Source organism: Pseudomonas lini, from assembly GCF_001042905.1.
Taxonomy (GTDB): Bacteria; Pseudomonadota; Gammaproteobacteria; order Pseudomonadales; family Pseudomonadaceae; genus Aquipseudomonas; species Aquipseudomonas lini.
This window is the reverse complement of the sequence record NZ_JYLB01000002.1, coordinates 144263-158209: the sequence shown is the minus strand read 5'-3', so window position 1 is coordinate 158209 and position 13947 is coordinate 144263. Positions and strand designations below refer to the sequence as shown.

Sequence of the window (13947 nt, the reverse complement as noted above, 5' to 3'; positions counted from 1 at the left end):
CTATAGTTCAGCGTCAGCTGTCCATTCAAGCTGTAACGTTTGACCCGGCACGCTTCCGACGGCGGTAACTGTTGCAAACGATATGCTTCGATTCGTCAGGCTTTGAAGGGTCGTCCCTGTACAGGCCCTGCCCAGCGTCAGGTTCCAGACCTGATTGCTGTTATCTCCAGGACAAAACGCCAACACAGTTGGCTGAGCCCTTTTCTGTACCAGGAAGCCAATCGTCATTCCATATTGACCGGTATTCCCTGCCGGGATCTGAGTAAAGGTCGACAAGCACGTACTTGAACCATTACCTGCTTGCACCGGGAGCCAGGTATTAAAAGACTTTTCGTAATACCGCTGACAATTGATCAGCTCTTGGGCCGCAGTGCGATATTCAAACGGCGTCGCAATTGGCCCTTCTTCAAGCTGAACCTGCGCCAGATCAACCGTTTGCAATACGTTCAGCGGCAAGTCGAAGGCCAAGCGCAAACAGTCACTGTTGGTGTTACCCAACATTTTTCCAGCGAGCGAGGGAACCTGGAAGGTCGTGGTATACAGCGCCCATGAAGTTGTCAGCAGAAAATCACCGACGTTTTTTTCAACGGATTCCGAACCGCTCGGTCCGAAGTACTGGGTAATGCTTACCTTCAATGGACGTGCCGCATCGGATTTCGCCCAGAAGGACACGGTGGCGGTTTTTCCGGCCAAGGTTCTGACCGATTCGATATTCTGGGAAATCTTGTGAATAGTAGCGCCGGTGCCGGCAGTCACTTGTTGCCACCGAAGAAAGTATCGTGGTTCATCCGGCACTTCGGTTTGCCCTAATACAAAACCCTGTCGGGAAATATTGACCCCGGCATTTCCGTTCCAGTCGCAACGGAATCGATCAGCCACGTACCCTCCCGTGTTAGGCGCAAGATTCGTAGCTCCGCGCTGCCAAATATCAAAACCACCGTTAATCAGCAGGTTTTTACGATAGACCTGAACCGGAAAATGTTGCAGAGGATCAGGTTTTGAAAGTTGCCTGATCGCCCTCGACAGTTGATCATTCTGATCTTCTGTCGGGGTTAAACCCGCTTCGCTAATCGCGTTCAAAATTTCTTGCGTAACAGCATTCCCCCAACTCGCGGGAATTAAGGAACCGGGGGTACCGATGATCGGATTTTCGTCCGCAAACTGTCCGTTAACCAACCCGGCGCTGGGTACGCTCTTTGGATAATCCATTTGTCTTGATTCCTGTATTACCTGAAAAAACCCAGCGCACGCATATCGAAACGCTCAGAAAAAACCGCGTTGGCAGATGTATGACCGGTAGTGATATTCAGGTCGTGTCAAAGATATCCAGCCAGCCAAAGTGGTGCGCTGGGTCGACGCTCGCTGAAAGGAAAGAATGACCCTTGCGGCCAATCCCGAAGTGCACGGCGATAGGCCTGCAATTCGGCGTATTGATCGGTGGTCAATGTTGTACCGCCACCGTCCTCCAGTTCGTCCCTGTCGCGAGCGACCATACTGTCAGTGGCCGATAACTGGCTATCACGCCAAAGACGCTCGGCCTTCGCGACTTCCTCCGGCGCAAGAGGTGGTGTATCCGTAAGAAAGGGATAGCCGTTATCGGCTCGCACCGAAATCATTTTCGGGGTTACAGCCAACTGTTGGAGTAACGAAATCCAATAAGCCTGGGGGATTTCTATGACATCGGAAGGGATATCCGACGCATTGATTCCAGGAACATAAACACCACAGGTACTTGCGCTAAACAAAACATTGAACGCGTTCATTCAATAGCCCTTTGCAAAATAATTCACGCTCCATCCCGCCTGCACCTGACCGGAAAAACTCCGGACTTTCAGGCGGCAGCCCTGTTTGGTCCCGGTGCCCCCGACCAGGATGACCATCGCCCCGTCGCCACCCACATGGGTGGCGACGAGCGAAGAAAAAGACGTCGGGAACGAGATCGGGAAAGTGATATAGACATCGCCATTGGCATCCGTGGTGCCAACGCCCCATTGTTCAATGTTGCCACTGGGATACTTCTGGTAACCGACGTTGCCGTAGACGCCGGAGAAGGACGAAGCGTACTTGTCGCTGACCGAGCCCCCATACAGGCGCCACTCGCTACCCAGTTTGATGAAGTGCGCGGAATCACCAAGGCCGAGCTTGACCGGCCCGAATGTGCCGTTACAGGTCTCGATGAGTTCGACACCAGCCGGGTTGATGGTCAGCACGCCGTTTCCGGCGTTGATGACATGGATCGTACTGGCATGGGCAAGTCCATTGATGGACGGCAACGTCGCCGTGATCGGCGTGGCGCTGGCAAAACTCGCCACCCCGCCCACGTTGGCTGCGGTCAGCGCAGCGCTCGCGGGAAAGACGTTGAAGCCTGAAAACTGCAGACCGCTGCGGGTCACAAATTCAGTGGTGGCGACCGACTGATCGCTGTCGAACTGTGGCGCGGTCACAAACAGCTTGTTACTGCGCAACGCCGTCAACAGTTGATCGTTACTAGCCTCTGACGGTTTGATGCCAGCAGCCTCGATGACTTTCAACAACTCCAGAGTGACACCGTTACCCCAGCTGGCTGGGATCAAAGAACCCGGAGTCCCCGCAATCAGGTTTTCATCGACAAACTTGCCGTCCACCAGACCGGCGCTGGGGACGCTATTGGGATAATCCACGGTATATCCTTCCGTTGGTATTTTGCAGGCAGCCGTGTGCTGGCGGCACAAGACTGCACTTCCAGTTATTAATAAGTTTCAGGATTTATACGGCTACGACGCTGACAGGTGAAGCTGGCCAGTCAATGATCAGTGGGAAGTCCGGTTGCTGTTCAATGTTTATCAACTTGAGCGTATACCGTTTCCACTCTTGCAGAACGGCCAGTTGAACATTGGTGGCCTCACCCAGTTCATAGGCGTATTGCAGCGGTGCGACGCGAATAACCATCTCACGCAGACGATTGTCTCGCTCGGCGCCGGCTTGAGCGGTTTTGCCTGTTCGTTCGGCAGCCAAGTCCAGCGCCCAGTCATCATTCAGCCAAACATAGTATTCGCCGGGGCGAGGCTTGACAGTCAGGAAATCAGGCAACGGACCCAACTCGTACCAGAATTGAAGTCCACCTGTGTCTTTGCGATACACCGGGCGGTTGCGCAAATCGATCAGTTGCGAAGCGGCACCGTTACGCCAGACCCATACATAACCGGTTTCAGCGGGTGGCAGAACTTCCGGTAACTCGATCGCATTGCCCGGCAATACAACGCCCATACCAGGAATGACCGGCAACCCGACGGGACCGGTTAACTCTTGAGAACTTTCATTTAAATAGTAATAAGCCATATGCACCTCAAATGAGTTTCAATCGACCTGGATAAGCAATGTTCCTGGGGCGAGTCATCCCCCAGTAAGTACTGCCCAGATTCTCGGTCATGGTGGCTGATACGTAGTAACAGAGACCGGTAAAGGTTGTTGGGTCAGCCCCTACTGTCGCGATGTTGGCAATACCCTGAACCGCTGGAGCGGCGCCGTTATCACCCGTGATGTTGGTACCCGTCTGCCAGGTGCCGGCTGCGCGCGCAGTATCGACACCGCGTTGTTCATCAAGGACGCGGACAAATTCACCCCGGACTTCCGGGGCGCGGAACGTCTTGATCCCATCGCCACTGCTCCAACCTCCGGCGCGGTCAACTTCTGCACGCAACATTCCGGACTGAACGGCGTGATCCCAAAGCCAGGGCCATTCGGAGCGAAGAAATTCTCTGCCGTTCAACGCGCCATAACCACCCGGACTGAACGCGGTTGTCGTCTCAAGAACAATCCTTCCCAAGGGCGTTGCATCGAAGCGCCCGACGGGCCACCAATTGCTCGCTCCATCGCTTCGTAAGTGCCACCAATCACCCGCCCCCATCAAAACCAGAAACGGGTATCCGTTTGGCGACAAGTGAGTGTGGAACTTGATTCGATCATTACCTGAGGCCTGTACTACCAAGCGGTTAACACTGTTGTCGGTCCGTCGAACAACGACATCCCGAACACCTGACAACGAACTTGCTGCCGGCAGGGTAATAGTCGTCTCCGTCGCACTGGCGCTAATCAGTACCAGCCCCAACTCTTCTGGCATCAACGCCTTTGATGTCGATACTTCTGTCACCCGCGAAGACATGGGACTGGCCAAATTCAGTAGCGTCTTCAAGGCCGCTAGCAATTGATCGTTAACATTCTCGGATGGCGTCATTCCGGCCGCTGTAATAACGGCCAGAAGCTCTTCGGTCACACTGTTTCCCCATACTGCCGGGATCAACGATCCCGGCGTCCCGGCCACCGGGTTTTCATCGACGAACCGGCTATTGACCAGACCGACGCTGGGTACGCTTTTCGGATAATCCATCCCTCTACTCCCTAGTCATAATTGATGTGCACCTTGGTATGCGCCGGTGCGCTGCGGTGGATCAGGCATTCCAGTGCCGAGCCCGGGTTCACGCCGAAGCGTTCGCCCCAGTAACTGGCGCCAAAACGCCGGCCCAGCAGCAATCGCCCACCGGTATTGAGCGTCCACATGAACTGCGCTTCCCAGGTGCCCCAATGCGCCGCACCGAAACGCGAACGTCCCATGCGCGGGGCTTCCAGTTCGGTGATGGTGGCGTTCGGGTAACCCTGGCTTTTGGCGATTTCGAGGTAGTAGCCGACGGCCTGGCTGCCGACCGCGAGCAGGCGGCGACGTACCGCGAGGCGGCGGTCATCGAACAGTGGCGTAGCGCCGAGGCACGGGTCGGGCAGGTTCATCACCCGCTCCCAGTCCGGCACCAGTTCACTGACGCCGGCCGGGTCCATTTCGTTGAGCAGGTCGGCGGCGCGGGCGTCGAGGCGGGCCAGTTCCTGGGCGACGCCTTCGAGGACTTCTTCGAGTTCCGGCACCCGTTCAGGGTCCCAGGCCGGGCCGCTGGGCAGCAGGCTGCGCAGTTGGGCGTGGTATTGCGCGGCAGTTCTTATGCCCCCCATACGCAACCTCCGAAGGTCAGCAGCTCATTGCGCTCGGTTTCGACATCAGCGACAGGCAAGGTGAGGACGTGGTCGTTTTCGCCGCTGGTGCTGCTGATCGCTTCACGGATGTGACTGATCAACAACTTCTGGCCGAGGTCGGCTTCACGGTTATGCAGGTCTCGCAACTGCGCTTCAACGGCGGCGCGTGTGGCGGTGGTGTCGGGGGTCAGCGTCAAGTGATAGACCACCGGCACCTGAACCGGCCGCTGCACATGCACCTCGGCGGTGACCGGGCGCAGAGGCTCGATATAGGCCTGAACTTCGGCCAGTTGTTCGTCGTTCGGCACCGGTTGCGGGTCGTCGTCACGCATGATGAACAGGCTGACCGTGCCCGGCCCCAACAACCCGCCACGACACCAGGCGCGAGTCACTCCCGAGCATTCGAGTGCCCAGGTTTCATAGTCTTGCGCCGAACCGCCGTGAGGGATGATGCGGTAGGAGCGGATCACCCGCGAACGTAGCGACTCCAGGCTTTCCCGCGCCACTCCTCCGCTGAGACCTGGCGCCAGCACGCTGAAACTATTGCCGACGATACCCGCAATCGGTTGCACCGGAATCAGCGTCATACCGGTCTCGGCATTGCCCAGGCTGCCGGCCTCGAGCGCGGCGATGGTGGTGCTGTTGAACCCGTTGCTGGTGGTGCGTGCGGCGGTCACTTTGTAGGTGCGACCGTCGCTCGATTGCAGCAGGGTGTCGACATCCAGCACGGCACCGGCGCTGGCGGTAAAGCTGACGCTGCCGCTGGCCGCTTGGGCGGGTTTGCGTGGCTGGTTCAAACGCAGTGCGGCGATCCGTTCCAGGGTCGATTCATCAGCCTTGTCCGGGAGGATCTGCTCGGCGATCCAGTCCAGGTAGCCATACAGGCCATAGGCGGCGCCACCGAGGGTGCGGGCCAGCACTTGCGCATCGGACTGGCGCAGCGAATCACTGGCCAGGTCGCTTTGGGTGCGCTTGATCAGCACCGGCAGCGAAGGGGTTTCAAACGGCATAGATCACCTGCCAACTGTTATCAGGGTTGATGTCCAGGCGCTCGCCATCGGCCAGGGTCAGGACCGTGCGCAGGTTCAGGCGCTGGGCGTCGAGACGTTCGCTAATGATGTCGATGGCGCTGCAATGACCGTCGTCGATCAGCCATTGCAGGGCTTCGCGGGCATAGAATTCGGCGTCCATCTGGGTTTGTCGGGTCAACTTGACCCGGAGCAGCAGCCACAGCCGCGAACCGATGCGGTCATCGGCGACGGTGGGAAACGTGTCGCCCCACCAGCCGAAACGTTCTTCGTCATCGAGGGCGTCGTCATCGGCAGCGCGGCGCCAGGTGAACAGGCTGATCAGCACTGAGCGGGTCAGTGCGGCATGCAGGTTTTGGCTGATCAACATCACTGCCCTCCTGCCGGTACGCCGGTCTGACCATTGCCTGCTTGAACGCCGACATGCACGTGTTTGATCTGGCTGATGCCGCCGGCAATCTGATCGCCTTGGGAGACGATCTTGCCGGTCTGGGTCAGGGTCGGTGTGTCGATGTTCACGGCGCTGCTGGCGCGGATGTTCAGGGTGGCGGTTTCGATGTCGATGATCCGCCCGCGCTTGAAGTGAATTTTGTCGCCTTCGTCGGTGTAGATCGCCACTTCGCCAGCGGCCAGGGACTGGAGGCGATAGCGACGGTCGGCGACCACCAGCACAATGGCGTGGGAGCGGTCACCGCCAAGAAAGGTGGCGATACCTTCGGCGCCGGCCAGCGGATTGCTGGTGAAACCGTAGGGTTCGAAGTGCTCCATGTCATCGTTCACTTCGCCGGCGGTGAGGCGCATTTGCAGCGATTGAAGCTTGGTGGCCGAGTTGGCGAGCACGACAGTGCCGCGCGCCAGGAGGCGTGTCAGTAGGCTCATTCGGGTTCCTTCAATGATCAGGTCGGACGCGGTCGAGTGTGGGAGCGGGCTTGCTCGCGAAAGCGGTGGGTCAGTCGACTTCAGTGTTGAATGATCAACCGCATTCGCGAGCAAGCCCGCTCCCACAGGGTTCGGTGTAAGGCTCAGGCCTTTTTGGGAGGCTCGGGATTGGCGTCAAAGGTATGCGGCGGTGCGACTTGCAGGGTGGTGACCGAACCTTGCGCCGACAGCGAGTAGGTCACCTTCGAGATCAGCATGTCGTCATCAAACCCCAGCACCGGATCCTTGACCCTGACCTGCGTGTTATGACGCCACAGATCGCCGTTCGATTGCCGCCAGCCCTGCACCTGATAGGTGGTGGCTTTGGCCTTGCCCACGCGGGTGGCGCTTTCCCAGTTGGCTCGTTGCAAGGCGAGATCGGGATTGATCTGCATGCCTTCGTTGATCACCGTGACCCGCCGACGTTTGTAGCACAGGTCGGCGGACACTGATTCAACCTCGCTGACCGCTGCCCCGCTCTTCTTGTCCGTGCCCTTGTGCTGGCCGATCACCCGGTATTCGGAGAACACCTGGCTGTAATCCATCGGCGCGTTGGCCGACAGAATATTCTTGCCCAACTCCAGCGCGTCGCTGGCCCGGCCACCACTGCCAGGCCGGGCCAGCACCAGCCGGCCCTGGGCATCATCGGTAGAAAACACCCGGAACAATGTCAGCAAGCGGTCGATGGATTGAAACACCGTTTCCCCCGGCACAATGGTGTGGCTGCTGAGCCGGGCGGTCTCGGGAATTTCGCTGACCACAAAGACCTTGTAGGTGATCGCCAGCGCTTCGACGATGCTCAACAGCGATTGCTCATGCCACTGATTCGGGCGGTTGGTCGCGGCGCAATCCACCAGATCCTGGGTGCAGGAACTGCCTTCGATGTTCAGGCTGATCTGCCGCCCGTCGTAACTGATCGGGGCCTTGAACACATACCCGGTCAGCACCAGATCCTGGCCGATGCGCACTTCACAGGCGTCACCGGGCTGGATCCGTTTGTCCACGGTCTGCCCCGGCCATTGCCAGGTGATGTTGAGTTTAAAGGTGCGGAACTGGCGCTCCAGATCCGCCGTGATTTCCACGCTTTTCCAGCCACCGTATTCCAGCCCGCCGACGGTCAGGGTGACCCGGTTATCCATGTCGTTCATGGTTCACTTCCCGGAAACTTTCACATCGTTCGGTGGCAGGAACCCCGGATGGGCAACACCGTTGCGTTGAGTCACCTCCGTGACCCGCGTCGCGTCGGCGAATTGCCGATAGGCCACGACGACGGCAGGCAAGCTCTCCTGAAAGGATTTACTGACCAGCCGCACGCCGGACGACGCCACCGCTTTGAGGTGCGCATTCAAGTTCTGCTTCAGATCGTTGATGGCCTGATAGTGCGCGGGGCTGGCCTTGTTCAGTGCCAGTTGGATCGCTTCGTTCAACTCCTTTTGCAACAACTGCAAATCTTCGGTGACCGGCACTTCCTGACGGGTGACCGGCTGCAGCGTCTGATGATCCAGCGACGGCTGCGAGGTCAGTTTCACCGGCGTCGAGGCCACTGGCATCGAGGCGACCCATTGCGCCACTTTGACCAGCAACGTGTCCTGCACCAGATCGGCCATGGCTTGCGCCGCGGCGGTGGTGTCCTTGCCAGTGGTGAGCTTCGGCGCATCGGCCTTGCGGATGGCTTCGAGCTGTTGGGACACGTCGGCAATCACGCCACGATAACCCTCCTTCGCGGAGTCCTTGAGCGATTTGATATCGCCGAGCAATCCCTTGAATTCCGCCGCCACTTCCTTGGGCAATTCCTTGACCGCCTTGACCAGCGCCGTGATCTGCCGGTACTCCTCGATCAACGGTTTGAGCTGTTCCTTGATAACGTCATACACCTCGGTCAGGCTGTTGCGCAGATTGTTGATACCTATCCGCGCTGCCTGGATCCGGATCATGACCTCTTCGAACCGCGCCACCGCCGAGCCCAGCAGCGTGTCCGCCGACAACAGCAGCACCTTTTGCGTGCTCACCGTGGCCGTCGGAAACTGCAGCGGCTGATCGGGATAGAACTTCAGGGCAAAGGTCACCAGCCCGCCGTCCTGGCGGGTCTGGGTCATGTCGCATTCACCGACCTTGACTTGCATCCGCCCCAACCACGGGTGGACCAGTTCACCACTGCCCTGCTCCAACGCCTTGAGCAACTTGTCGCGCTGCTCCAGGCAATCGGCGCCGACGATGAAGGCCGTCAGATCGTGGATCTTCGCCTGCTGCCCAAGGCCCTCGAAAAACGGCTGGTCACGTTGTGGATACTCGTGCAACTGGCCCTTGTGGCCGACCGGGGTTTTCGCCTGATCGACCCAAAAACCGACACCGCGAAAGGATGCCGGCAACAATCGGTCACGCCAGTTCATTGGAACCTCCCAGAGACAGCGAGCGATAGCCGATGCGCGAATTGAGCGACAGCCCCGGTTGATTGGTTTGCGGTTGATCGGTACGCAGCCCGGCCGGCGCGTTTTCGAAGCGCACGGTCAGGCCGCCTTCGAGTTGCGTGCGGTTGTTGGCGGCGGTTTGCTGGATCAGGGTGCTGGAGTTTTGTGTCAGAGAACCGGGCTGCATCGGCGACTTGATCGGCAAACTGCCGGGAGCCGTCAGCGCGCTCGAGGCTGGCTCGGACGCGTCACCAAAGAAGGCCGCTGCTGGCGCAAATTCACCCTTGCCTTCGGCATTGGTTTTCTTTTGCACCTCGGTGAAACCTTCGACCTTGCCGGTAATTTGGGCGATAAAGCCACCAAAGCTACCGCCGAGCATCTCCTGGATCGGCGCCAGAATGGCCCGGAGTTTTTCCGCTTTTTCACTGAAAAACTGAACCACAGATGCCCACGTTTCGCTCAATGCATCCAAGGGCGACCAAGTGAACAGGCCGCCGAGATAGGAAAAGAATTCCTGAGCCCCAAGCTTGATTGACTCCCAGTAGCCCGAAAATATGGCAGGCACCTGATCCCATGCAGCGGCAATCGCATCCAGCGGCACCCAGTCGAACAGGCTGCGCAGTTTCTCCTTTACCGGCACGGTCAGTGCCATGAGCAGATCCCAGATGGCGGCAAACAAACCGACAACGGCCCCCCAGTTGTTCAGGATCATTCCGTAAGGCGTCCAGGCAAACCACGCCTTGAGGAAATCGAATCCTGCGCTCACGACTGCTTTCACTCGATCAAAAATATCCGAGAAAACTCCGCTGATCGGCGCCCAGTAACTGACAACCTTTTGCCAGAGCCCGGCGAAAAACGTCGAAATCGGTTCCCAGTTGGCAATGATCAAACCGGCAGCTACGGCAATGCCCATGGCAATCAGCATGATCGGATTGGTCTTGAGCACCATGTTCATCAGCTCGAACACTTGCGTCGCGCCGGTCACGGCCGTTTGCATCGCCGAGAACGCGATGGCACCTGCCGCCAGCCCTTCGACCAGCTTCGGGTTGTCATCGAGCAGACTGCCAAAACCAACCAGCAAAGGTTGAAGACCTGCCGTTACCGTAGCGACGGCAGGCTGCAGGGCAGTGTTGGCCGCGACCGACACCTGCTCCATCGATCGACTGAACACATTCATGTTTTGCGTGGCGCTTGCCGGCGCCTTCGGCAAATCAACGCCTTCGGCCGATTCGCTGACCTCAGTCAATTTGCCTTTGAACGCGTCGGACGCCTTGATCGCATCCATGAACGGCGTAATCACGCTACCGCCCTTGAACAAACCGCTGATGTCCAGTTTGCCGAGGCCGGTCTGCTCCAGGTTTTTCTTGAAGCTCTCGACTTTTGCCCGCAGGGCGCCGAGTTTGGGTGACAGTTCGTCAATGCCCGTGAGCAGCACCGACGTTTTCTCTTTCGTTTCTGTGTCTGCCATCACTGCACCTGCTGCATCGCATTGATCCGTTGCGCGTGCTCCAACGATTCGCGGAGCACATCCAGTGGCCTGGCCATCATCTGTTCGGGGTCAACCTTCCAGAACCAGGCCAGGTCATAGGCGACTGCGATCAGGTCGGTGATGGCTCCGACGCCGCACTCATGAAAAAACTCGCGACGGCCCAACTCAGCGCGTTGAGGTCAGCCAGATCCAGCTGGTTGACCGACGACGGCGGGATGCCGGCGCACACGGCGATGTATTTGGCCGCGACGTCCATGTCGAGGCTGACCTCTTCGCTCTTGTCGATCTTGTACGGCAGCGCCTTGATCGCCCGAACTTCCTGCACCGTCGGACGGCGCAGGTTGAGTTCGGTCAAGGGCTCGCCGTGGGCTTCGATCGCAACGTGAAGCTTCACGGCGTTGCTCATTGCCAGGTCCCCTTGATGCCTTCGAATTTCAGTTCGATGGTGGCGTCGTCGCCTTTGGAGACAGGCTCTTCAACCAGGTAGGCGCCGGCCAGTACGTAGACTTTGCCGTTGCTGAATTCGCAGGTGACGGTCATGTCGGTGCCTGCGATCAGTTGCTTGAGCGGGAAGTCCGCGGTGTGCAGCGCCGTCACTTTGAACGATGGCGCGATGTCGGTTTCCTTGTAGAAGCCCGGCACGACGGTTTCCCGTTTAACGGCCATCAATGGTGCTTCGCAGCCGCCATTGATGGTCAGTTGAGCGCCGTCCACTTTGACGTAGCAGGTGCCCGCAATCAGTTGACCCATGGTGTTTCTCCCTTCAAATAAAAAGCCCACGCGAGGTGGGCTGAAATCACACAGTCAAAGGCAGCGATCAGGCTGCGTCGTCGTACTGCAGACGGAACTGGTTGAGCAGCGCGAACACGCGCAGGCCGTTGATGTAATCCGGCGGGAACAGCACGTTGACCCGGCTCGGGTCCTGAACATCGCGCTCGACGATCAGGTGTTCGGCGAACAGTTCGGCGTTTTCCACGTGGCCTTCCAGTTCGAGCTTGGCGTACTGGGCGATCAGCTCACCGCGAATGGTGCTTGGGGTGACGATGGGCTGGCCGGCGCCGAAACGGGTGCCATCGGAGGCCAGTTTGTGCCGACCGTATTTGCTGGTAATCACACTTTGCAGACGACGCACGATGAACGCCGACTGGTGCATGGTTTCGCTGTCCAGGTAGGAGTTATCTGCCTGGCCGTAGGCGTTCTTCTGATAGGTGGTGATCGAACGCTGAATGCGCACGTAGCCGCCTTCGTAGTACGCGGTAGCGATGCCGTAGTTGAGCAACGACTGACGCTCGGTCAGAGTGAAACGCTCGCTTGCCGGTGCCGGATCGAGACCTGGCAGGCTACCGCTTTGGGTCGGACGACTGGCGTCGGCAGAGATGAACACCGAGGTGCGCGCAGCTAGTGCAGCGGCCTGCACCCAGAACGGTTGCGGTACGCCCGGCTCCAGCGCCTGGATAGTCATATGCTGGTCGTTACGCGCCTGACCGGCCGCCACCAGAGTACCGAGGGTGCCGCGCTTGGCGCTGTAGACGTGACCGAACAATTGCTTGGCCCAGGACCAACGACCGGTGCTGTCATCCATGACGGCTTGCCAGGTGTTGAGGGTCGACAGATCCGACCACGGCACGCAGATGAACTCGAACGGTTCATCGCCCAGCGCCGCCACGGCGGCCACTTGATCCGGCACACCGGTGCCGCCGGTCATGGCAGTGATTGCCAAGGTCAGGCCTGCCGGCGTTTCTTCGCCGTTGCTCTTGCCCAGGCGATTGAATTGCAGGCTGATGTCGTTGCCGCTGTCGCCAGTCCATTTGGCGCTCAGGGTGACGATACCGTCGACCGCTGCAGCGCTAACCGGCAGATCGGCAGAGGCATTGATTTTCAGCGCCAGGGCCGTGGCCGCTTGCGCCGCAGTGGCACCGTTGACGATGGCCGCCTGAACACGAACGCCGCCGACGTACAGGTTGAGCACGCCGCTTTGAGTCGCCGCACCAGTCAGGGTCAGCACGCCTTTGGCAATGCTGCCTTCAGTGTTGTGCAGCGGCAGGCACCAGATCTCGCCGATCGGGTCGGTCTTGCGCCAGGTTTCGTACATCGAGGCGAGCATCGAGCCTTGGCCGCCAATGCTTTTTGCCAGCGCCACGCTGGACACCAACACCAGTTTGCCGACGTCGGCCGGCGCGATGTTGTCGTTGACCTGAGCAACGATCAGGCGGCGCATGGCCGACGACGCGCTATTGGCGGCCGAGTTGTCCATTTCGGCGTAGAACAGCGGAACACGAATGTCTGCGGGGATGTTGCTGAATCCGATCGCCATTATTTGGCTCCCTGTGGTTTCGCCGCTTTCACGGCTTTGGTAGTGATATCGCCATCGGCCAGACGTCGACGCCACCAGGCGTTGTCCGGCACTTCACGGCCCTCGAGGGACAACAGATCGCCCGCTTCCGGGTCCGGCACGACACGGCCGGGGGCCGGTAGCACGGTGATGCGTTTGCTCATGGGGTTACGTCTCCAGAGAAAGTCAGTTCCAGGCGCCCGTCGGGGCCTGGGCGTTTCAGATTGGGGTCCGCCGGATCGATCGCATCGACCCGCACGGTGACCCCGGTAAAGGACGACAAACCGTCCAGTTCACGCTCGTGCCAGCTCTCCGCCGGTTGACCTGGCAGATTGCGGCCGAGCTGGAATTCGGCAAAAAAGCGCAGGCGATACAACACGCGGCTGCTGTTGATGGAAACCAGTTCGCCGCCGTCGTACTCGATGGCGTCGTAGTCGCTGCCGGGCTTGAAACCCACCAGAGCGCGCCAGAGTTCGGCGCGCAGGTCATGCAACAGATCCAGCGCTTTTGTAGCGTCCGTGGTGTCGAGTACCAGGGTTACTTCGAAGCGGTCGCGGATGGGTTGCAGCATCAGGTTTTGCGCGAGGCTCTTGCTCGCCAGATCGGCAATCGGCACCACATAGGCGCAGGGGGTTTGCAGCGGGGTGTTGGCTTGCAGCGTGGCGAGGTCGATGCCGGCGGCCACGCGATTGGCCAGGGTTGGGCATTGCTCACGCAACTGCGTGAGGATCGGCGTGATCTTCATATTTTTTCACCGGGCAATAAAAAACCCGC

The 13947-nt window shown here is 59.1% G+C and carries 17 protein-coding genes; all 17 read right to left on the bottom strand.

From position 1 onward, the window contains the following. The gene (locus TU81_RS05065) at positions 1-1209 is read right to left on the bottom strand and encodes a carbohydrate binding domain-containing protein (protein WP_038979184.1); all 1209 of its coding nucleotides are present in this window, start codon (positions 1207-1209) and stop codon (positions 1-3) included. Between the two features lie 107 nt (positions 1210-1316). Further along, positions 1317-1763, bottom strand: a complete 447-nt coding sequence (locus TU81_RS05060; protein ID WP_048393828.1) for a phage tail assembly chaperone — start codon at positions 1761-1763, stop codon at positions 1317-1319. Continuing rightward, a complete protein-coding gene (locus tag TU81_RS05055; protein WP_048393826.1) occupies positions 1764-2660 on the bottom strand; it encodes a gp53-like domain-containing protein in 897 nt (298 codons plus the stop codon). It abuts the gene before it with no gap. An 85-nt stretch (positions 2661-2745) separates the two neighbouring features. Then, a complete protein-coding gene (locus TU81_RS05050) occupies positions 2746-3318 on the bottom strand; it encodes a tail fiber assembly protein (RefSeq protein ID WP_038979181.1) in 573 nt (190 codons plus the stop codon). Between the two features lie 7 nt (positions 3319-3325). Next, on the bottom strand, positions 3326-4366 hold the full coding sequence (locus TU81_RS05045) for a hypothetical protein (RefSeq protein WP_038979180.1): 1041 nt from the start codon (positions 4364-4366) through the stop codon (positions 3326-3328). 11 nt (positions 4367-4377) lie between these two features. Beyond that, positions 4378-4977, bottom strand: coding sequence for a YmfQ family protein (locus tag TU81_RS05040; protein WP_007907236.1), 600 nt, complete (start codon positions 4975-4977; stop codon positions 4378-4380). Beyond that, a complete protein-coding gene (locus TU81_RS05035; RefSeq protein ID WP_048393823.1) occupies positions 4965-6008 on the bottom strand; it encodes a baseplate J/gp47 family protein in 1044 nt (347 codons plus the stop codon). Before TU81_RS05035 ends, TU81_RS05040 begins: the two co-directional genes overlap by 13 nt. Continuing rightward, positions 5998-6396, bottom strand: coding sequence for a phage GP46 family protein (locus TU81_RS05030; protein ID WP_048393821.1), 399 nt, complete (start codon positions 6394-6396; stop codon positions 5998-6000). Before TU81_RS05030 ends, TU81_RS05035 begins: the two co-directional genes overlap by 11 nt. Next, positions 6396-6905, bottom strand: coding sequence for a phage baseplate assembly protein V (locus TU81_RS05025; RefSeq protein ID WP_038979176.1), 510 nt, complete (start codon positions 6903-6905; stop codon positions 6396-6398). Before TU81_RS05025 ends, TU81_RS05030 begins: the two co-directional genes overlap by 1 nt. Positions 6906-7048: 143 nt before the next feature. Further along, on the bottom strand, positions 7049-8092 hold the full coding sequence (locus TU81_RS05020; RefSeq protein ID WP_048393819.1) for a phage baseplate assembly protein: 1044 nt from the start codon (positions 8090-8092) through the stop codon (positions 7049-7051). 3 nt (positions 8093-8095) lie between these two features. Beyond that, positions 8096-9334 carry a DNA circularization protein gene (locus TU81_RS05015; RefSeq protein WP_048393817.1) on the bottom strand — a complete coding sequence of 413 codons (1239 nt, stop codon included), beginning with the start codon at positions 9332-9334 and terminating at the stop codon, positions 8096-8098. Then, on the bottom strand, positions 9321-10820 hold the full coding sequence (locus tag TU81_RS05010) for a phage tail tape measure protein (RefSeq protein WP_038979173.1): 1500 nt from the start codon (positions 10818-10820) through the stop codon (positions 9321-9323). The genes TU81_RS05015 and TU81_RS05010 overlap by 14 nt, the downstream gene beginning before the upstream one ends. Positions 10821-10950: 130 nt before the next feature. Further along, on the bottom strand, positions 10951-11247 hold the full coding sequence (locus TU81_RS05005) for a phage tail assembly protein (protein ID WP_038979172.1): 297 nt from the start codon (positions 11245-11247) through the stop codon (positions 10951-10953). Then, positions 11244-11591: a phage tail tube protein gene (locus TU81_RS05000; protein ID WP_007907215.1), complete on the bottom strand. Its 348-nt coding sequence runs from the start codon at positions 11589-11591 to the stop codon at positions 11244-11246. Before TU81_RS05000 ends, TU81_RS05005 begins: the two co-directional genes overlap by 4 nt. A gap of 67 nt (positions 11592-11658) precedes the next feature. Further along, entirely contained in the window at positions 11659-13155 is a 1497-nt protein-coding gene (locus tag TU81_RS04995) for a phage tail sheath subtilisin-like domain-containing protein (RefSeq protein WP_048393815.1), read from the bottom strand. Further along, positions 13155-13337: a DUF2635 domain-containing protein gene (locus tag TU81_RS04990; protein WP_048393813.1), complete on the bottom strand. Its 183-nt coding sequence runs from the start codon at positions 13335-13337 to the stop codon at positions 13155-13157. Before TU81_RS04990 ends, TU81_RS04995 begins: the two co-directional genes overlap by 1 nt. Further along, positions 13334-13918, bottom strand: coding sequence for a phage tail terminator protein (locus tag TU81_RS04985; protein WP_048393811.1), 585 nt, complete (start codon positions 13916-13918; stop codon positions 13334-13336). The genes TU81_RS04990 and TU81_RS04985 overlap by 4 nt, the downstream gene beginning before the upstream one ends. Positions 13919-13947 lie beyond the last annotated feature (29 nt).